The organism is Brevundimonas fontaquae, assembly GCF_017086445.1.
Classification (GTDB): domain Bacteria; phylum Pseudomonadota; class Alphaproteobacteria; order Caulobacterales; family Caulobacteraceae; genus Brevundimonas; species Brevundimonas fontaquae.
The window spans coordinates 1,791,350-1,811,534 of record NZ_CP070968.1 but is presented as its reverse complement, the minus strand read 5'-3'; the positions used below and the strand labels follow the sequence as shown (position 1 = coordinate 1,811,534).

The 20,185-nt window shown below is 66.9% G+C and carries 17 protein-coding genes; 7 read left to right on the top strand and 10 right to left on the bottom strand.

Annotation, left to right across the window (positions count from 1 at the left end):
* Positions 1-82 precede the first annotated feature (82 nt).
* Together JX001_RS08915 and JX001_RS08910 are read left to right on the top strand one after the other, a co-directional pair.
* On the top strand, positions 83-634 hold the full coding sequence (locus tag JX001_RS08915) for a response regulator (protein ID WP_241004588.1): 552 nt from the start codon (positions 83-85) through the stop codon (positions 632-634).
* Positions 631-1,110, top strand: a complete 480-nt coding sequence (locus JX001_RS08910) for a chemotaxis protein CheE (RefSeq protein ID WP_205680786.1) — start codon at positions 631-633, stop codon at positions 1,108-1,110. Before JX001_RS08915 ends, JX001_RS08910 begins: the two co-directional genes overlap by 4 nt.
* Here the strand turns inward: JX001_RS08910 and JX001_RS08905 are convergent.
* From JX001_RS08905 to JX001_RS08875, 7 genes are all read right to left on the bottom strand, one after another.
* On the bottom strand, positions 1,095-2,981 hold the full coding sequence (locus tag JX001_RS08905; RefSeq protein ID WP_205680785.1) for an ABCB family ABC transporter ATP-binding protein/permease: 1,887 nt from the start codon (positions 2,979-2,981) through the stop codon (positions 1,095-1,097). The two genes, JX001_RS08910 and JX001_RS08905, sit on opposite strands and share 16 nt — an antisense overlap.
* Positions 2,982-3,055: 74 nt before the next feature.
* Positions 3,056-4,072 carry a threonine aldolase family protein gene (locus JX001_RS08900; protein WP_205680784.1) on the bottom strand — a complete coding sequence of 339 codons (1,017 nt, stop codon included), beginning with the start codon at positions 4,070-4,072 and terminating at the stop codon, positions 3,056-3,058.
* Entirely contained in the window at positions 4,072-5,025 is a 954-nt protein-coding gene (locus JX001_RS08895; protein WP_205680783.1) for a mechanosensitive ion channel family protein, read from the bottom strand. The genes JX001_RS08900 and JX001_RS08895 overlap by 1 nt, the downstream gene beginning before the upstream one ends.
* Before the next feature lie 52 nt (positions 5,026-5,077).
* Positions 5,078-6,766, bottom strand: a complete 1,689-nt coding sequence (locus tag JX001_RS08890; RefSeq protein WP_205680782.1) for a cisplatin damage response ATP-dependent DNA ligase — start codon at positions 6,764-6,766, stop codon at positions 5,078-5,080.
* 98 nt (positions 6,767-6,864) lie between these two features.
* Positions 6,865-7,341: an RcnB family protein gene (locus JX001_RS08885; RefSeq protein ID WP_205680781.1), complete on the bottom strand. Its 477-nt coding sequence runs from the start codon at positions 7,339-7,341 to the stop codon at positions 6,865-6,867.
* A gap of 124 nt (positions 7,342-7,465) precedes the next feature.
* Positions 7,466-9,283 (bottom strand): response regulator, encoded by a 1,818-nt coding sequence (locus JX001_RS08880; RefSeq protein ID WP_205680780.1) that lies wholly within the window; start codon positions 9,281-9,283, stop codon positions 7,466-7,468.
* An 80-nt stretch (positions 9,284-9,363) separates the two neighbouring features.
* Positions 9,364-9,660: a BolA family protein gene (locus tag JX001_RS08875; RefSeq protein ID WP_055804669.1), complete on the bottom strand. Its 297-nt coding sequence runs from the start codon at positions 9,658-9,660 to the stop codon at positions 9,364-9,366.
* A gap of 45 nt (positions 9,661-9,705) precedes the next feature.
* On the opposite strand from JX001_RS08875, the gene JX001_RS08870 reads away from it, so the two are divergent.
* Positions 9,706-10,374: a J domain-containing protein gene (locus tag JX001_RS08870; protein WP_112862192.1), complete on the top strand. Its 669-nt coding sequence runs from the start codon at positions 9,706-9,708 to the stop codon at positions 10,372-10,374.
* A gap of 4 nt (positions 10,375-10,378) precedes the next feature.
* Here JX001_RS08870 and JX001_RS08865 read toward each other — a convergent pair whose 3' ends face one another.
* Positions 10,379-11,056 carry an SDR family oxidoreductase gene (locus tag JX001_RS08865; RefSeq protein ID WP_205680779.1) on the bottom strand — a complete coding sequence of 226 codons (678 nt, stop codon included), beginning with the start codon at positions 11,054-11,056 and terminating at the stop codon, positions 10,379-10,381.
* Between the two features lie 39 nt (positions 11,057-11,095).
* A complete protein-coding gene (locus tag JX001_RS08860; RefSeq protein WP_205680778.1) occupies positions 11,096-12,271 on the bottom strand; it encodes an N-acetylmuramoyl-L-alanine amidase family protein in 1,176 nt (391 codons plus the stop codon).
* Between the two features lie 508 nt (positions 12,272-12,779).
* On the opposite strand from JX001_RS08860, the gene JX001_RS08855 reads away from it, so the two are divergent.
* Genes JX001_RS08855 through JX001_RS08840 form a run of 4 tightly spaced genes read left to right on the top strand, consistent with a single transcriptional unit; the run spans position 12,780 to position 18,313 of the window.
* Entirely contained in the window at positions 12,780-15,482 is a 2,703-nt protein-coding gene (locus JX001_RS08855) for an Rne/Rng family ribonuclease (protein ID WP_205680777.1), read from the top strand.
* Positions 15,483-15,541: 59 nt separating this feature from the next.
* Positions 15,542-16,942 carry a M48 family metalloprotease gene (locus tag JX001_RS08850; protein ID WP_039247642.1) on the top strand — a complete coding sequence of 467 codons (1,401 nt, stop codon included), beginning with the start codon at positions 15,542-15,544 and terminating at the stop codon, positions 16,940-16,942.
* Positions 16,943-16,967: 25 nt separating this feature from the next.
* Positions 16,968-17,747 carry a DsbA family protein gene (locus JX001_RS08845; RefSeq protein ID WP_205680776.1) on the top strand — a complete coding sequence of 260 codons (780 nt, stop codon included), beginning with the start codon at positions 16,968-16,970 and terminating at the stop codon, positions 17,745-17,747.
* Between the two features lie 8 nt (positions 17,748-17,755).
* Positions 17,756-18,313: a CDP-alcohol phosphatidyltransferase family protein gene (locus JX001_RS08840; protein ID WP_205680775.1), complete on the top strand. Its 558-nt coding sequence runs from the start codon at positions 17,756-17,758 to the stop codon at positions 18,311-18,313.
* On the opposite strand, the gene JX001_RS08835 is transcribed toward JX001_RS08840, so the two are convergent.
* Positions 18,310-20,031 carry a hypothetical protein gene (locus JX001_RS08835; RefSeq protein WP_205680774.1) on the bottom strand — a complete coding sequence of 574 codons (1,722 nt, stop codon included), beginning with the start codon at positions 20,029-20,031 and terminating at the stop codon, positions 18,310-18,312. The two genes, JX001_RS08840 and JX001_RS08835, sit on opposite strands and share 4 nt — an antisense overlap.
* Positions 20,032-20,185 lie beyond the last annotated feature (154 nt).

Sequence of the window (20,185 nt, the reverse complement as noted above, 5' to 3'; positions counted from 1 at the left end):
AAGCTCCGCCCTTCGTTAGGAGGCATCGGGGTTTGCGACCGGCCATGAGTTTATCGGCGGGCCAGACGGGGGCCTTTGCATCATGAGCAGCGGCGAGTCTCTGCGCGAAAGCGCCGTCTTCAACCTGGGCGGTGCGATCACGATGATCGTCGACGATTCGCCTTTTTCGTTGACGCTGACCTCCAACGCTTTGACAGGCTTCGGCATCCGCCCGACCTATGCCTGCGGCACGGGGACCGAGGCCCAGAAACTGCTGACCGACAAGCCCGTCGATCTGCTGGTCGTCGACACAGACATGCCCGACATCGACGGGTTCGAACTGGTGCGCTGGCTGCGTCGCTCGGGCGCCAATCCCAACACCTTCACCCCGGTGATCATGACCGCCAGCCATATTCGTCGCGGCCGCGTCGCCGAGGCGCGCGACTGCGGCGCCAACTTCGTCATCACCAAGCCGTTCAGCCCGGCCCTTCTGCTGGAGCGCATCCTGTGGGTCGCGCGCGACAGCCGGCCGTTCCTCGAGGTCGGCGACTATATGGGGCCCGATCGCCGGTTCCGGCATACCGGCTATGAAGGCGTCGAACGTCGCGCCGACATGATCCGCAAGGCGAACGGGATGGAGACCTTGGCCCTATGACCGTCATCACCCATACCCAGCGCAAATCCCGCCTGTCCGAGATGCTGGACCGCCCCGGCGGCGTCAGCGTCGGGGTCGCCCTGGCTCAGGCCCGCGCCAATCTCGACGGCCTTCAGGATCAGGCCCGCGCCATCATCGGCGACAATATCGCGGTCCTGCTGGCCAAGCCCGATCCGGCCCTGATCGAGCCGATGCGGCTGGATCTGGCCTATTCCGCCTCCAGCCAGATCATTGACGCCGCCAGCCCCTTTTCGATGGATGACCTGTGCACAGCGGCCAAGGGCCTGTGCGACCTGCTGGACGCCGCGCCGCGCCAAGGCGGTTTCGACTGGCGCATCGCCACGGTCCACGCCCAGGCGATGAAGCTGCTGCTGGCCCTGCCGCCCGAGGAGCAGGCCGCGCGGACCGCCATCCTGACGAACCTGCAAGAGGTGGTCAGAAAGAAGCTGCCGGCCGCCAGTCAGTCCGCCATCTGAGGCGTCTTGCCGCCGCGCGTCTGTTTGCGCCACAGCGCTGCATATTCCCCGCCCTGTCGGGCCACCAGTTCGTGGTGCCCGCCCCGCTCGACGATCCGCCCGGCCTTCAGCACCAGAATCTGGTCCGCGTCCGCCACGGTCGACAGCCGGTGGGCGACCACCAGGGTCGTGCGGCCGTTCCTGGCCTTGCGCAGCGTCTTCTGGATCGCGGCCTCGGTGCGGCTGTCCAGGGCGCTGGTGGCCTCGTCCAGGATCAGGATGCACGGATCGGCCAACAGGGCTCGGGCGATGCCCACCCGCTGACGTTCGCCGCCCGACAGCTTCAGCCCCCGTTCGCCGACCTTGGTCTGCATCCCATCCGGCAAGCCGCGGATAAAGTCGGCCAGTTCTGCCGCCTCCGCGGCCGCCCACACCTGCGCCTCATACGCCTCGGGCCGGGCGAAGGCGATGTTGGCGGCCAGGGTGTCGTTGAACAGGGCCACATCCTGAGGCACCAGCGCCACCGCCGATCGCAGCGAGGCCTGGGTCACATCACGCGCGTCATGGCCGTCGATCAGCACGCGCCCTTCCTGCGGATCGAGCAGACGCAGCGCCAGTTTGACAATGGTGGACTTGCCCGCGCCCGAGGGCCCGACCAGCGCCGTCGTGGTGCCAGGCGCAGCGTAGAAGCTGACGTCCTCCAGCCCATTGGCCCGCGCGTCGTGGCGGAAGCCGACCGCCTCGAATGCTACCGACGCCCCGCGAGCATCGACCGGCCGCGGCAGGGCGACGGCGTTCGGCGCATCGGCGACCTGCGGCGTCTGTCGCGTCACCTTCAGCATCTCCTCCATGTCGATGAAGGACTGACGGATTTCCCGATAGGCGAAGCCCAGGATGTTCAGCGGCGCATACAGTGAGATCATGATCAGCACCGCCGCCGTCACGTCACCCGGCCCCATCCGCCCGGCCGCCGCCTCGAACCCGGCCATCACCGCCATGACGCCCAGCCCCAGGTTCATCACCAGGGCCTGCATCCCGTTCAGCATGTTCAGCGAACTATTGGCCTTCAGCGACGCCTCGGCATAGTCGCCCAGCGCCCGGTCATAGGTCTGGGCCGCGCGCGTCTCGGCCCCGAACGACTTGACCGTCTCATAGTTCAGCAGGGCGTCGACCGAGACGCCGGCGGCCTCGGAATCGGCCGCATTCATGATCCGGCGATGCTCCAGCCGCCAGTTGGACATGGCGAAGGTGGCGGCGGTGTAGATGACGACCACCACCACCGCGACGGCGGCGAAACGCCAGTCGTATTTGGCGCCCAGCACCCCGGCCGCCAGCACCAACTCAACCCCGGTCGGAACCAGGTTGAAGGCGAGGATGCGCAGCAGGAAGTCCACGGCGCGCGATCCTCGGTCCATGGTCCGCGATAGGGCGCCCGAGCGTTTGGTCTGGTGGAAGTCCAGCGACAGGCTCAGCGCATGGGCGAAGGCCTCGGCCGCCGTCGCGCGCTGGGCGGCGGCGCGCACCGGCGCGAATACGACGTCGGAGATAAGAGGTGAGGCCGCCGACAGGAACCGCACGACGGTCCAGCCGATGGCGAAGGCCGCAAAGCCCAGGCCGACGGCGGTCGCCGCACCCTGCCCCGCCGCCAGGCGGTTGACCGCCGCGCCCAGCACCAGCGGCGCCATGACGCCCAGCCCCTTGCCCGCCAGCGTCAGCAGGATGGCCGAGATCAGCCGCAGTTTCAGGTGCGGCGCGCCCGATCGGGCCACCAGCCGCGCCAGATCCGCCAGCGCCGTCAGCGTCGGGGGTCCGTCCGTCTTGTCCTGTGGGCTCCCTGCCTGCTGCGCCTTGACCATCGGGTCACGCCTGCCGCCGGAGCGTTCGCCTCGCATCGCCATAATCCGCATATGGAAAGCCAATGCGACCGGGGAAAGGCCACGCTGGCGCGCGAGCGCGGATTCGTCGCTCAGCCCAGACCGGCGACCGCCTCGATCAACTCGTCCACGGCCGCTTCCTGCGTCGCCCACGAACAGACGAAGCGCACGGAACCGTCGTCGAAGGCGTAGCAGGCCCAGCCCATTTCGTTCAGGCGGGCATGCGCCTCTGGCGGCATCCGCACGAAGACGGCGTTCGCCTCCACCGGATGGGCCAGGACGAAGGGCGACCGCCCCGCGATGCCCGCCGCCAACCGCTGCCCCATCAGATTGGCGTGGGCGCCGCCCGACTCCCAATCGCCGCTTTCGAGCAAGCCCAGCATCGGACCCGACAGCAGCCGCGTCTTGGACGAAGTCTGGCCCGCCTGTTTCAGACGGTTGTCCAGTCGCCGCGCCAGGCTCTTGTCGAACAACACGATCGCCTCGGCGCAGTTGGCGCCCGCCTTCGCCCCGCCGAACACCAGCACGTCGACGCCCAGACGCGGAATGTCCTTCAGGTCGAAGCCGGCGGCGACCGCATTGGTCAGGCGCGCTCCGTCCATGTGAACGCCATAGCCCAGCGCCTTGGCCGGTTCGATCAGGTGGCGCAGTTCTTCCTCGGTGTAGACCGAGCCATATTCCGTGGCCTGGGTCAGCGACAGGGCGGCGGGCGGCTGACGATGCCCGACTTCGGGTTCGCCCAACTGCGCCTGCAGGGCCAATGGATCGATCTTGCCCGAGAACCCCGGCAAGCCGATCAGGCCGACGCCGTGACCGAAGAATCCCGGCGCGCCCGTCTCGTCGGTGCAGATGTGCGCCGCATGGTGCGCCAGCACCGCCTCATACGGCTGGGCCAGCATCGACAGGGCGATGGCGTTGGCCGCCGTCCCGCTGAAAACAAACCGCACCTCGGCGTCGGCATCCAGACGCTGGCGAATCTGGTCGGCGGCGCGGGCGGTGACCTCGTCTGCGCCATAGGCGCGCGCGAATCCCTTGTTGGCGCGCACCAGGCCTTCGATGGCGCTCAGCGCCATGCCGGCGGTGTTGTCGGAGCCGAAATCGTAGCGCATCAGCGGTTCGTCGCCTTCAGATCGGCCGTGCCGTCTTCGACCGTGCGGACGCGCACGACCGGCATCACATCCTCATCGCCATAGGGCACGGCGACCTGATGCGGGAACGGAATCTCGATCCCGGCGGCATCCAGCGCCTCCTTGCCGCCTTGCATCAGATCGGCCTGGGTCTGCCACCAGTCTGTCACCTTGACCCAGGCGTGCAGGGTAATTTGGACCGAACTATCCAGCAGACCCGTTACGCCGGACCACGGATGCGGATCGTGCAGCACCTTGTCGTGGGCGCCGGCCATGTCGATCAGCACCTTGCGCGCCTGCCCCAGGTCTTCGCCATAGCCGACCGTGAAGTTGATCTCGATACGGCGGGTCTGCTGACCGGTCAGATTGGTCAGCGGGTCGCTCAGGACCTTGGAGTTCGGAATGACGATCTTGTGGTTGCTGGCGTTGGACAGCTGGGTCGTGAACAGGTCCAGTCGCTGCACCGTTCCCGCCATGCCGCCGACATCGACCACGTCGCCGACACGGTAAGGCCGCAGCACCAGCAGCATGATCCCCGACGCCACGTTCGACAGCGTGCCCTGCAACGCCAAACCCACCGCCAAGGACGCCGCGCCCAGCACGGCGATGATCGAGGTCGTCTGAACGCCCAGCCGCTGCAGCACGGCGATCATGCCGATGATGATCACCACAACCCGCACGACCTGGACGGCGAAGCTCAGAACCGTCGGATCATGTCGGAACCCGCGCACCCGCGACAGCGTCTTGCGCGCTGCGCCGGCCGCCCACTTCGCCACAAACAGGGTGGCGACGAAGATCAGGATGGCGATGGTCAGATTGATCGCAAAATCGCCCGCCATGTCGGTCAGCTTGGCGATCATGGCGGCGTCGACCGATACGGCCTTGCGGCCCGCGGCCACCGCTTCGGCGACTTCGTTGGAAATAGGCAGAGACATGAGGTCGGGTCTAACGCCTGACGCGACGATTGGAACCCCCGAAAGCCCGATTTCAGGCCTTTGCGATCCGCCCGCCGCCGCTTTCGATAGCGTCCAGCAGGTCCATCACGTCGTCGATGGTGTCAGCCTCTCGCGCCGGCTTGTCCCAGCGAATCCGGCTGACGCGCGGGAACCGCATGGCCACGCCCGACTTGTGCCGGGTCGAGCGATTCAATCCCTCGAAGGCGATCTCCAGCACCAGGCCGAAGTCCCGCTCGGCCCGCACCGACCGCACCGGCCCGAAGCGGTCGATGGTGTGATCGCGCACGAACTTGTCGAGCTGCTTCAACTCCTCGTCGGTGAAGCCGAAATAGGCCTTGCCCACCGGCGTCAGCGCCCCCTCCGGCGTCCAGACGCCGAAGGTGTAGTCGGAATAGAAGCTGGAGCGTTTGCCGTGGCCGCGCTGGGCGTACATCAGGACCGCGTCGATGACGTGCGGGTCGCGCTTCCACTTGAACCACGGTCCCTTGGGGCGCCCCGCCAGATAGGGGCTGTCCCAGCGTTTCAGCATCAGGCCTTCCGCCGCCGCCCCGACCGGCGGATCGGCGCGCAGCCGCGCCAGTTCATCCCAATCGGCGTAATCGACCAACGGCGACAGGTGCAGCCGCTCGCCGGCATGACCCGCGACCAAGGCCTCCAGCCGCGCCCGCCGCTCGCGCAGCGGCAGGCCGCGCAGATCCTCGCCATCCTGGGCCAGCAGGTCATAGGCGACGACCGCCGCCGGAAAGGCCTGCATCGCCTTGGCGTCCACGGACTTACGGTTCAGCCGCTGCTGCAAATCCCCAAACGGCGCCACCGCCCCGTCGCGCCATACGATCAGCTCGCCGTCGATCGCGCCTTCGAAAGCCAGGGCTTCCATCACATCTGGAAAGGAGCCCGAAATCTCGTCGCCGGTGCGGGAATAGAGTTTGCGGACCTCGCCTTCCAGCACGGCCTGCACCCGAATGCCGTCCCACTTCCATTCGGCCGCATAGTCGGTCGGCGACAGTTTGGGCAGGTCCACGGCCTCATCGATGGCGACGGCCAGCATGACGGGTCGAAATCGGCCGGGCGCATCCGGGCTCGGCCGCTCCGCCCTGCCCTCCAGCCAGGCGAACAGGTCGGCGTAGGGCGGCTCGACCGCGTGCCAGACCTCCTCGATGGCCGAGGCGTCGAGCGCCTCCAGCGTCATCTGCGCCTCGTCGCCGTCCGGCGAGGGCGGCTCCATCACGGCGTCCGGGCGCATCATGGCCGCCGCCGTCTTGGCCAGCCGCGCCGACAGCCCCACGCGCAAGGCCCCGGTCATCAGCTTCAGCAGCGCCCACCGTCCTTTCGGCTCCAGCGCATCCAGCCAGCCTTCCAGAAGAACGCGCACCTCCGTCCGCGTGGCGGTCCTCAGCGCCTCGACAACCTCGGCCAGTTCGGGCTCGCGGTTCGGCCGATGGTCCGGCGTTACGGGCCAGATCAGGGCCACCGTCTCCGCCAGATCCCCCACATAGTCGTAGGACCAGCCGAACAGTACGCTGTCGACCCGGCCTTCAACCGCCTTTCGGATCATGGCCGGCTTGGCCGCGTCGAACGTCAGGTCCCCGGTCAGGGCCGCCAGCGCCCATCCCCGGTCCGGATCGGGCGTCGCTCTCAGATAGTCGCGCACCAGCACCAGCTTCGCATTGCGCGAAGCCGTCAGGGACAGGCGGTCCAGAAGCTCGGCGAAGGCGCGCATCGTCATCCATCTTGGGCGCCGGAAGCGTCGCCGTCCTCTTCAGAACGAAAAACGCCCCGGAGGTTTCCCTCCGGAGCGCATCTCGAATCCTCAGCAGATCAGTTGAACAGGCCGGCGATCACGGCGGTGATCAAACCACCGGCGACGGCGGAAAGAACCACGTCATTGCCACTGCGGACATATTGATAGCCACGGGGCGGCGCACGCAGGCCATAGCGGTCGTAGTCGTTAACCACATAGGCGTTGGTGCGATAGTAGGACGGCATCCGCTGACCATAGCTCCACGTCCGAACCGCATAGCCGCGCGGCGCGACATAGCGCGGGGCGTAGTAACGACGTTCCGCACGCTGCCAACGCTCATAGGCGCGCTGTTGCTGGCGGTACTCGCGACGATCCTCACGCAGCTCGCGGCGGTAGTCGCGGCGGTCGTGACGATAGTCGCGACGATCATCCCGGTGCTCGTAACGGTGCTCGTAACGATGGTCGTGGCGGGATTGTGCGGAAGCCGCGCCGGCGGCGCCCAGGGCGGTCGTGGCCATCAGGGCGGCCATGGTGGCGGTCAGGATCTTTCTCATGATCGTGTCTCCATCTGCGCCGAAGAACGTCGGCTTGGGTGCAGTTATGGAGCCCGGCGACTGAGGCGGACCTGAACCGGCGTTATCGGCTGAGGTTCATGTGCGGAACACAGGATCGCCGCAATCAGGCGGCGACCGAGGTTTCAGGCTGCGACGTAACCATCTGCGCCACCGCCTCGCGCCCGCCGCTGACGCGCCCCATCAGGGCGGCCAAGGCGCCGAAGTCGATCGGCTTGTTGAGATAGGCGTCGGCACCCGCCTCAAGACCGGCCTCGTGATCCTCGTGACGTGCCGACGCAGACAGGACGACGATGGGTGTGCCGGTGTTCAGACCGCCTTCGCGGATCATGCGGGTCGCCGTCAGTCCGTCCATCACCGGCATGTTCACATCCATGATGATGAGGTCGAACGGCTGCTCCTTGGCGATATCGACGGCGACCTGGCCGTTCTCCGCCGTTGAGGTGACGTGGCTGGCCGAGCTCATCCAGGCTTCCAGGATCATGCGGTTCACCGGGTGATCCTCGACCACGAGGACGCGCAGCGACTCGCCGCCCTCGATTTCGGCATGAACCTCGGCCGCCGCGACCGGCTTGGCCCATTCGACGACCTCGGCCTCGATTTCCAGGGTGAAGCACGAGCCCTCGGCGAGCTTGGACGTCACAGTGATGTCGCCGCCCATGATATTGGCCATGCGCCGCGCGATGGTCAGCCCCAGACCCGTGCCGCCAAACCGCCGGGTCGAGGAGGTGTCGACCTGGGTGAAGGGCATGAACAGCCGTTCCAGATCGGCTGCGGCAATACCCGCCCCGCTGTCCTGAACGACGAATTCGAAGCGCGCGCGCTGGTCCGACACACGGTGACCGCGCACGAGATAGTGGATCTGGCCGACCTCTGTGAACTTGACCGCGTTGGACAAAAGGTTCTGCACGACCTGACAGACCCGCAGCGGATCGCCGCGCACCACCGTCGGAATCTCGCCTTCCACGGTCGAGACGAACTGAAGCCCTTTGGCTTCAGCCTGGGCCTCGAACGGACCTGTGATGCGCTTGCTGAGGTCTTCGATGACAATGTCGACGACCTCGAAGTTCATCTTGCCCGCCTCGATCTTGGTCATGTCGAGGATGTCGTTCAGCAGCGACAGCAGGTTGTCGCCAGAGTTGCGGATGATCGACAGATACTCCCGCTGCGTCGCCTCCAGACGGGTCGCGCTAAGCAACTGGGCCGCGCCCAGCACGCCGTTCATCGGCGTGCGCAGCTCGTGCGAGATCACCCCCAGGAAGTTCGACTTGGCGTCGTTGGCGGCATTGGCCTTGTCGCGGGCGGCTTCCAGCTCTTCGATCAGATGGGCCTGGTGGGACTGGAACGCGCGGATACGGTCTTCACGCAGCAGGGTCATCGTCACCAGAACGAACAGACCGGCCGCCGTGAAGGGCAGAACCGCCAGCATAGACCAGAACTCGGACGTGCCCCACAGGCTGAACAGGATGATCGTCGCAGCCGCGCCATAGGGCGAGGAGATGATCACGGCCTGACGCGGTGAACTGCGCAGCTGTGCGAAAACCAGCACATAGCCGGAAATTATCAGGGCGAGCGCGAGAGGCCGTCCGAATTCGGAGGGCGAGAACCAGGCCAACAGAGGCGCGATCGCCCAGGCCCCGGTCGTCACGGTGGCCACGATCGGGAAGATCAGGCCCCAGTTCTTGTCGACCCGCTGACTGACCCGACGCTCGACCAGACCGCGCAGCGAACCGGCGGCAAGCGTGCCGCCAAACCACAGCAGCGCCGGCCAGAATCCGACCGTACCCAGCAGGCCCACGGCCCAGGACGCGATGATCAGGTAGCGGAGATACTGCGTCTGCAGGATGGCGGTCAGCGCCTGAGCCGCATCGCCGGCGCGTTCTTCGCCCGGGAGCGCCTTCGCGACGCCGTCTGATTCCACCATAAGCCCAGATCCCCACGTTCTGTTTGGTCGCGTGACGCTAAGACGAAGGTTCTAAGACGGTGTGAACGCGGTTCTTTCGGTCAAGACGCCTCCTCCGGCGTCAGCGCCTTGATGGACAAGGCGTGGACCGGTCCGGCCATCTCGTCCTTCAACAGGGCGTTGACCGCGCGCTGTCGCGCCAGCCGCGACTGCCCCTGGAAAGCGGCGGACACGATCACCAGATTGAAATGGCTTTCGCCGCCAGGCTTGGCGTCCATTCCGCCTTCATGATGATGTCCGGCGTGACGCCAGCTGTCGTCTTCGACCTCCAGACGCAAGGGCGACAGCCCCGCCGTCAGTTTTGCACGAATAATCGTCGCCACCGGGCCTTCAGACATGATCGATTCCTTGATGCTGTCCCAATCGGGCTTACACTTCGGCTGATGTCCGCTTCCTTTCAATACAAGCCGCGCTTCACCGACATTCGGGTGAAGCCGCCCAAGCCCGAGGAAGAGGCGGCGAAAGCCGACGTCCTTCACCTGAAGCCAGGCGAAAAGCCGTGCCAGTGGCCAGACTGCCGTCGGGCCGCCGCCGCCAAGGCGCCCAAGTCGCGCGAGCGGCTGAACGACTTCTACGAATTCTGCCAGCCGCACGCCGGCGAATACAACAAGGGCTGGAACTTCTACGCCGGCATGAGCGAAGGCCAGATCCGCGCCGCCCAGGAAAACGAGGCCATGACCGGCGGGCGCCCGACCTGGGAGATGCAGGCCGGCAAGTTCACACGTGAGGCCGCCGCCTTCGCCGCCAAGATGGGCACCTCGAACACCACCGGCGCAGGCTCATGGCGCGACAGCTTCGGCCTGTTCGGGCGCAAAGGCGATCAGGCGCCGCAGTCCGCGACCGAGGACCGCCGCATCGGCAAGCTGGAACGCGCCGCCCTGGCCGACCTGGATTTGGACCCCGGCGCGGACAAAACGAAGATCAAGGCTCAGTATCATGAGCTGCTGAAGCGGTTTCACCCCGACACCAACAGCGGCGACCGCAGCGCGGAGGCCAAGCTGCAACGCGTCATCAAGGCCTGGAAAACGCTGAAGAAGGCCGGTCTGGCCTGACGGCCTAGTCGGCGTAGATCATCTTGCGCGTCATGCCGCCGTCCACGGTCAGCACCTGCCCCGTGACGAAGCCCGCTTCGGCGAGATAGAGTACGGCCCCGGCGATATCCTCTGCGCGGCCGACGCGGCCGACCGGATGCTGTTCGTGATCGACACGACGCAGATCTTCGCCATCCGAAATCCAGCCGGGCGCAACGGCGTTCACGCGAATCCGAGGCCCTTCGCTGATCGCCAGGGCGTGTGTCAGGGCAAACAGCGCACCCTTGGACGCCGCATAGGCCTCGGTTTGCGGCTCGGACATGAAGGCGCGCGTCGAGATCATGTTCACGATGGCGCCGCCCTCGTTCAGCATCGGAATGGCGGCGCGGCTCATCAAAAAGGCGCCGGTCAGATGGCTGTCGATGGTCTTGCGCCAGTCCGCCAGCGACAGTTCAGCCAGCGGGCCGCTTACCGGGTCGGCGATGCCCCCGTTGTTGACCAGCAGGTCCAGCGACGACCAGCCCAACGTCTCGAACGCCTGTTTGACCGAATCCTCATCGCCCAAATCGCAGTCGATATGACGCGCCTCGCCCTCCCCCGGTTTCAGGTCGAAGGAGGCGACCTCCCATCCGTTGGCCAGCAAGGCCTTACAGACGCCCGTTCCGATCAGGCCCGATCCGCCAGTGACAATCGCTTTTTTCATGGTCCGGAAACCGGCGACGGCCGGCTTGGTTGCGCCGAATCAGGGCTGACCGGCGGCCTGGCTGTTCGCGGCTGCCATCATCGGGCTCGACGGCTCGCGAAAATAGCGATCGATCCCGTCTGCCACCGACTTCATCAGGCGACGGCGCGCGCGCTCGTCGGTCAGAAGCCGCTCGTCCTCGGGATTGGTGATGAAGCCCATTTCCAGCAGCACGGCCGGCACGTCGGGCGCCAGGAGGACAGCCAGACCAGCATCGCGATGGCTGCGGCGAAGCAGAGGATGGTCCGACCCCTCCAGATGGGTCAGCAGGACGCGCGCGAACTGGGCCGAGCGGTTCTGGGTCGCACGCTGGGTCATGTCGAGCAGGATGCGATCGACCGACGGATCGCGCCCCGGCAGATGCAGCTCGCGGTGCCAGTTGTCGCCCCGCGTGAACTCGCGCACCGCTCGGCCGGCGCCCTGCTCCGACAAGGTATAGACGCTGGCCCCGCGCAGCGCCGGGTCGGCGCCGGCGTCGGCGTGCAAGGAAATAAACAGATCGGCGTCGGCCTGACGCGCGATGGAAACGCGGCGATAGAGATCGACATAGCGGTCGTCGGTCCGGGTCAGCCTGACGCGATAGCGGCCGTTCTTCTCGAGCTCGGCCTTCAAAGCCAGGGCGGCGGCCAACGTAACCTGCTTTTCCTGGGCGCTCGCGCCACTGGCGCCGGGATCATTGCCGCCATGGCCGGCGTCGATGACGATCAGGGGGCGTTCGGCGCGACGTGGAGGCGCGCTGGCGCGCGGCGCCGGCGTGGTCGAGGCGCGCGCGGCGGTTCCCGTCGCCTTCAGATCGACGACATAACGATAATGGCTGACGCCGTCGCCGGGCGGCAGAAGGAAGCGCCGTTCGATCTCGCTGCCGCGCGCCAGTTCCAGCTGAACACGCGACGAACCGCCAGACGACGTAACCTGATAGGAGCGCACCAGACCCGAACCGCCACCGTTCAGACCACGCCCTGGCGCAACCCCGCTGAGGGCCAGCACCACCCGGCCTTCGCCGCCCGCGTCGATGACGCGTCCTTGCGCCGTCTTGTCCAGATCGATGACGACGCGGGTCCGATCGCCATCGGCGCCGAAGCGCACCGCCAGCACATCGCCCTGCGCGCCCCAGGCGAAACCGCGCGTTGCGGACAGACCGACCATGCAGATGACCACGAAGGCCAGGGCGGTCATCGCCCACTCCTTCGCGCCCCAGCGCATCAGACCTGTCAAAACGCGACCGCTCATCTGCGTCGGCGAACCCGGTTTAAGCCTACTTGAACCTCATCATGACAGAGGCTCGTATTCAGGGGGTTAAGGCGAGCGCCTTTTAATTCTCCCGTTGCATGACTATGCTGTGACCGCTCGCGAACCGATCGCGCCGATTTCGCCTTTGCGGATCTTGGCGCGCCCTCCTCGCGGCGTTGACTTTCACCAATCCTAGAACCACCCCGGCCTGGCCGATGGTTCGAAGAGCGGACCAGGGACGCGGCCTTCCCAAGGGATTGGCGCGCCCGGTTCAGGACCGACGACTTAATGGGCCTTTCCGCCTGCGTTCCCCAACGGCTTGATCAAGCCTTCTTCGCCGTTCTCGGCGAGGGGATGTCGCGCGCGCCGGCCCTCACCTTCATTCGGCGAGCCGCCATGACCCTGTCCGGAGATCCGGGACGGTCGGCCTGCGCGCGCCAGAGAGAGACTTTCCATGTCAAAGACAATGCTGATCGATGCGGCGCATCCCGAGGAGACCCGGGTCGCCATCGTGGACGGGCGCAAGATTGAGGAATTCGATTTCGAATCCCGTGCGAAGCGCCAGCTTCGCGGCAACATCTACCTCGCCAAGGTCACCCGCGTAGAGCCCAGCCTGCAGGCCGCCTTCATTGAGTACGGCGGCAATCGCCACGGCTTCCTCGCCTTCAACGAGATCCACCCCGACTACTACCAAATCCCCGTCGCCGACCGCGAAGCCATCATGGCCGAGGCGCACGACGACGAGGACGAGGACGATCTCGACCGCGAATCGACCGGCGACGATGTCGATCCGGAATCGGCGCTGGCCGACGAAGAGCGGCTGAAGCGCCGCCTGATGCGTCGCTACAAGATCCAAGACGTCATCAAGCGCCGCCAGATCCTGCTGGTCCAGGTCGTCAAGGACGAGCGCGGCGCCAAGGGCGCGGCCCTGACCACCTGGCTCTCGCTGGCCGGCCGCTATTGCGTGCTGATGCCCAACACCGGCAAGGGCGGCGGCATTTCGCGAAAGATCACCAACACCTCGGACCGTCGTCGCCTGAAGAGCGCGGTGTCGGCCCTGGAAGTGCCCAAGGGCATGGGCCTGATCATCCGCACGGCGGGCGCCAAGCGCACCAAGGCCGAGATCAAGCGCGACTATCAATATCTGCTGCGCCTGTGGGAAACGATCCGCGAAACCACCCTCGCCTCTCACGCCCCCTCGGTGATCTACGAGGAAGAGAACCTGGTCCGCCGCGCCGTGCGCGACATGTTCGACAAGGATTTCGACGGCATCCAGGTCGAGGGCGTCGAGGGCTTCAAGGAAGCGCGCGACTTCATGCGCGTGCTGATGCCGGCGCAGGCCAAGAAGGTTCACCTGTATCGCGGCTCGCGGCCCCTGTTCGCGGCCAACGGCATTGAAGAACTGCTGACGCAGATCCACCAACCGGTCGTGCCGCTGAAGTCCGGCGGCTATCTGGTCATCAACCAGACCGAGGCCCTGGTGGCCATCGACGTCAACTCGGGCCGCGCCACCAAGGAACGCAACGTCGAGCAGACAGCGTTCAAAACCAATATGGAAGCGGCCGAGGAAGCCGCCCGCCAGCTGCGCCTGCGCGACCTCGCCGGCCTGGTCGTCATCGACTTCATCGACATGGATGAGGGCAAGAACAACCGCGCCGTCGAGCGCGTGCTGAAGGAAGCCCTGTCCTCCGACCGCGCCCGCATCCAGATGGGCCGCATCTCGCCCTTCGGCCTGATGGAAATCAGCCGCCAGCGTCGCCGCCTGGGCGTGATCGAGGGCGCGACCGAGGCCTGCCCGCACTGCCAGGGCACGGGCCGCATCCGCTCGGCCGAATCCGCCGCCCTGATGACCCTGCGCGCAGTCGACATCGAGGCCGGCAAGAACGGGGCGGGCGTCGTGGTGCTGAAGGTTTGCACCGCCGTCGGCCTGTACATCCTGAACCACAAGCGCGCCTATCTGCAGTCGCTCTTGGAACGTCGCGGCCTGAACGTCATCGTCCAGATCGACGACAGCCTGGGTCAGGGCGAACACAATATCGAGCGCACCGAGACGAACGAGGACTTCGTCGCGCCTGAGATCGAGATGCCCAACCTCGACGACGACTTCGACGCCTCGCTGTACGAAGACGAGGATGAGGACGACGACGAGGAGATCATCGCCGACGACGATGACGACACCGTCGAATCCCTGGATCGCGAAGACAGCGACGACGACGAACCGCGCGAACGTTCGGAACGTCACGAAGGCGGTCGCGATCGCGGTCGTGGGCGCAACCGTCGCCGTCGCGGCGGTCGTCGCGACGAGGAAACCTCCGACGTCGAGGCCGTCGATACGGTCAGCGCCGACGACGCCTCGGACGATGAGGAAGACGAAAACGGCCGCCGCCGTCGCCGTGGCCGCCGTGGCGGTCGCCGCGTCCGTGAGGATGGCGAGCGCGACGTCTACACCTGGGTTCGCGGCCGCACGCCGTCGCTGGACGACCCCTATGTCTGGTTCGACCCGCTGAACCCCGGCCGCTCAGAAGGCCGTCCGGAACGCGGCGAGCGCCCCGAGCGGGCTGAACGCCCCGCTGTCGCTCAGTCCGAGGTCGAAGGCCTGGAAGTGGTCGCCGGCGAAGGCTCCGGCGAGGAAGGCGGCCGGTCGCGCCGTCGTCGCCGTCGCGGTCGCGGCCGTGGCGAAGGTTCCGTCAGCCACGAGATCAAGGTCGAGAACCGCGCCACCAACGAAGGCATGCCGCCCGACGGCTCGCCCGAGACGCCGATGGCCGTCATGGTCGAGCCGACCGAGGCCGTCGAAACGGCCGCCCCGACCATCGCGTCCGAGCCTCAGCGTCGTCGCGTGCGCCGCAAGTCGGCCAGCGCCAATGTCGAGATCGCGACCGAACCGCATCCCGACACCGCCATCGAGCCGAACGAGGCTACGGTCCAAGGCGCGCCGGTAGAGCTGGACGTGACCCCGCACGAGGCGCTGGCCGCCGAACCGGTCGAGGTCGCCCCGGTCGCCGCCCCGACGGCGGTTCCGGTGACCGAGGCCGTGCTGGCCGAGCCCTTCGTCGCCCCCACGCCGGAGATCGACGTTCAGGCCATCATCGCCGAAGACCCGAACCAGATCGTCGCACCGCCCGAAAAGCCCAAGCGCGGGTGGTGGCGCCGCTGATCGGTCACGATTAGACTGTCTGGATACAGGCGGGGGCCGGTCGTTGTTGGAGTAGAGCCATGAGGTGGCTTCCCCGATCTGCATCCCGCGTTCTGGCGGCGGCGGCGACGGCCTTGATGGCTGTTTCCGTCGCCGGCCAGGCCTCCGCACAAAGCCTGATCCGCGACACCGAGGTCGAGGGCATCGTGCGCGAATGGGCCGACCCGGTCTTCGTGGCCATGGGGCTGAACCCCAACGACATCGAAGTCCTGCTGGTCAACGACAACGACCTGAACGCCTTTGCGACACGCGGGCGGATCATGGGCGTCAACACCGGGCTGATCCTGCGCACCAAGACGCCCGGTGAACTGCTGGGCGTGATGGCGCACGAGGCGGGCCACATCAAGAACCGCCACACCCTGCGCGACGGGGCCGAGAACGCCGGCAAACAGCCGATGTTCATGACCATGGCGCTGGGCGCCCTGGCGATCGCCGCCGGCGCGCCGGACGCAGGCGTGGCCCTGCTCGGCTCCAGCCAGTATTTCGGCGCTCTCGGCGCGCTGCATTACATGCAGAGCCAAGAAGGCGAGGCCGACATCTCGGGCGCGCGGGCGCTGGAGGCGGCCGGTGAATCCGGCGCCGGGCTGGTGTCCTTCTTCGAGAACTTCCGCTCGCAGGAGGTCTTCTCCGACGCCCGCCGCTATCCCTATTTCCGCAGCCACCCCCTGTCGTCGAACCGGATAGAGAGCCTGCGCCGCTATGTGCAGGAACAGCCGCACTACGACCATCGCGACAGCCCTGAACGTATGGCGCAGCACGCCCTGATCCTGGCCAAGATTCACGCCTTCATGGATGCGCCGAACGCCACCCTGCGCGACTATCCGTCAACCGACACCTCCCTGCCCGGCCGCTATGCGCGGGCCATCGCCTGGTATCGCGACGGCCAGACGGACAAGGCGCTGACGGCGGTGGACGCGCTGATCGCGGGCGACGTGAACAACCCCTATTTCCAGGAACTCAAAGGCCAGATCCTGTTCGAGGAAGGTCGCCCGGCCGAGGCTGTCGCCGCCCACCGCGAGGCGGTCCGCCTGAAGCCCGACGCCCCCCTGCTGCGCGTCAACCTGGCCCACGCCCTGATCGAAACCAACGACAAGGCCAATCTGGACGAGGCCATCGACCAGCTGAAACACGCCGTCGTCGCCGAGAAGGACAACACCATGGCCTGGCGACTGCTGGCCCAGGCCTATGCCTCGCAGGGCAAGGAGGGCGAGGCGCGCCTGGCCTCGGCCGAATACTATTTCGCCGGCGGGGACGAGAAACAGGCTACTCAGTTCGCCCTGCGCGCCCGCTCCATGCTGGATCCCGGCTCGATCGAATGGCGCCGCGCCGTCGATATCGTCCTGGCCTCGGGCGCCACGCCCGACGATCTCAACGACCTGGACCGCCGTGACGCCGCGCGCCGGCCCGCCACCCTCAACTGACCCCTTACGCCGACTGCGAGCCTGAATGACCGATGACGCCCCCACGCCTGCGCCCGAACCCAAGACCGCCAAGCCTGCCTGGTTCAGCGGCGGCCGCGCCGGCTATCTGGCCCTGGGCCTGTCGGTCATCGCGCTGGGCTTTTCAGCCGCGCCCTATCTGACCGGCGGATCGAACGTGCGCGCCTATCTGCTGGAGCATCCCGAGGTGCTGCAGGAGGCGCAGATGGCGCTCCAGACCAAGGACGCCGAGGCCGCCGTCGAGGAGACGAACCAGGCCGCCGCCGCCAACGCCGGCCTCCTGGCGCCCGACGCCCGCGATCCGGCCTTCGGTCCGGCGAACGCCAAGGTCACGGTGATCGAGTTCTTCGACTTCCGCTGCCCCGGCTGCAAGGCCGTGGCCCACGACTATCGCGCCCTGATGGCCGCGCATCCGGAGGTCCGCTTCGTCTTCAAGGACTGGCCGATCCTGGACCGCGGCGACGACATCACCTCGCAATACGCCGCCCGCGCCGCCTTGGCCGCGCACCAGCAGGGCAAGTATCTGGAGGTCTATGACGCCCTGATGACCGAGCGGGCGCTGTCGATCGAAGCGATCGACGCCATCCTGGCGGCGCATGGCGTGGACATGGCCCGCGCCAAGGCCGCGATCGCCGCGCCCGACACCACCCGCCACATCGCCGACATCCACACCACGGCCGCCGCCCTGCGCCTGCGCGGCACGCCGACCTTCTTCGTCAACGGCAAGGCCAGCCCCGGCATCGACCCGGCCGAGATCGGCAGGCTGATCGAAGCGGCGAAGCGCTGATCGTTTAGATGCTGAACCGCCTGCCTTGGGTTCTGGTGATCTTCCGGCTGCTCTGCGCGCCTGCGCTGGTCGGCGTGTCGCTGATCGCGCCTCAGGCAGGTGGAGCCGCCGCGATCTTGCTGTCGCTGGCGGTGTTGTCCGACATCTTCGACGGCGTCATCGCGCGGCGGCTGAAGGTCGTCACGCCGACGCTTCGACGTTGGGATGGCCGGGCGGACGTGATCTTCTGGTTGGGCGCCGCCTTGGCCCTTTGGCTGATGCATCCCGGCTTGGCGGCAGTGGTCGGGCCATTGATCCTGGTGCTCGTGATTTTGGAGGCCGCCAACCACGCCGTCAGCTTCACCCGTTTTCGGCGCGAGGCGTCGCCTCATCATTGGCTGTCCAAGCTATTTTGCCTGTTTCTCTGGGCGCTCTTTGTTCAGCTGTTTGTCACAGGTCAGACGAGCTGGCTGTTGTGGTTCACCTTCGGACTAGGCTTGCTTTCACAGATAGAGGCTTTCGCCATCACGATGCGGCTGAAGACTTGGCGCTGCGACGTGCCGTCTGTTTTCATCCTTGGGCGCTAGGCCTCGGCCAAACTCATCTGTCCGCCGATCCATTCGACGCCGGCATGGCGCAGGGCGTCATTCGCCGCCGCCTCGTCGCCCAACGCCTGTTCGGCACGGTAGAGGACATAGTAGCTGTAGGGGTCGTTCGGCCAATCCTTCAGCAGTTCGCCGATCTTGGCCTTGGCCCCCGCCGCATCGCCGGACGCCAGCATGGCGGCGGCCAGGCTTCGGCGCGTCGGATACCAGATCATGGGCGGATCGCCGCCCTCGGGCGCCATGGCCTGGATCGCCGCCGCCCGCGCATAGGCGGCGATGGCGGCGGGATAGTCCTGATCGATCATGGCCGCGCGGCCTTCCAGCACATTCTGGAACAGTTCTGCGAAACCAGTCTGACGGTCCGCCATCGGGCCCTTGAACGCCTTGTCCGCCAGCAGGGCGGCGATGGCCTGGGCCTCGACCCGAACCGCCGCCGCATCGCCGCGCCGCGCCGCCGCCTCGCCCCGCGCATAGCGCCAACCGACCCGCATCAGCGGACGGCCTGCGTCCGGTTCGCCCAGGGCCGCGACCTGGGCGTCCGATCCGAACCGGCCATAAAGCGCATAGGCGTCAGCCGCCATAACCTGACGATAGACGACATAGCCGTCCTCGCCCGCCTCGGGCGGTCCCGCCAGCTGCGGATAGGTCGCCATATACCAGTCGGCCAGCTCCAGTCCCCGCTCGGCCCCGCCCGCCATCAGGGCGCCGCCCATCCCGAAATGGATGTTGTGGGCGTGCAGCCGCATGCCGCGAATGCCGCCGGGCGGGCCGACCAGTTGGTCGTAGCTCTTGTCCAGCGCCACGGCGTTGACGTTGGACATCATCGCGTCCTTGTAGCGCCCGACCCGATAGAAGGTGTGCGACGGCATATGCACCAGATGGCTGGCGCCCGGCGCCAGCAGGGCCAGCCGCTCGCCATAGGCCAGCGCCCTGTGCGGGTCGTCCGACCATTCGGTCAGGTGGATATACAGGTGAATGGCGCCCGAATCGTTCGGCTTGACCGTCAGGGCGTGCTCCAGGATCGCCATGGCGCGGGTGACGGCCGGATCGGTCGGTTTGCCGTCCTTGTCCCACCATTCGCCCTCGGGCTGGAGCATCCAGGCGTCGGCGGTGATCGAAGCGACCGACACGTCGTCGGCGTGACGCTTTGCGATCCGGTCCATGGCGCGGGCGTAACGCAGGGCGCGGGTCTTCTTCTTGCCGGAATAGCGCTGAATCAGGGCCTCGATCATCTGCCGCTGCATCGATGTGGCGTCTCGGGCCAGACGCCTTGCGTCACGTGCAACGCGAAGGCCTGTGGCGATCGATTCGGGATCGCCGCCGCCGCCATTCAGGTTCGGCCCGATCGCCCAGGCCTCGCCCCAGGCGCACATGCCGCACGACGGGTCCAACTGCCTCGCCTTCCTGAACGCCCGCACCGATTCCGAATGCTCGAACGCCCAGCGCAGTCGCACGCCATGGTCGAACCAGGCCTGGGCTTCGGGGTTCTTCGTATCGACCGCGAAACCCTCGTCGCCGAAGCCTGGGGCCATGACCATGTCGCGTGTCGGCTGGACATCGCCGACGGCCCCGACTCGGCCGCAGACCTGCGGATTGGTGATCAGGGCCAGGGTCGCCGCCGTTGCTGTGGCGTCGGCGACCGCCACGGGCGCAATCAGACAGGCGACCGAAACCGTCGCGACCCACAGACCTTTGCGCATCTTCGCCCCTCTCCCTCTGGCGACCAGTGTGCGCTCAAAAACGCCTAGCGCCAAATGCAGCTCGCGCAGGGGGCGGCGATCCCAACCATTGCCTAAACTTAATGGACGACGACCACGCGACGGCTTGTGCGACCGGCGTTCACTCGCCAAGCTT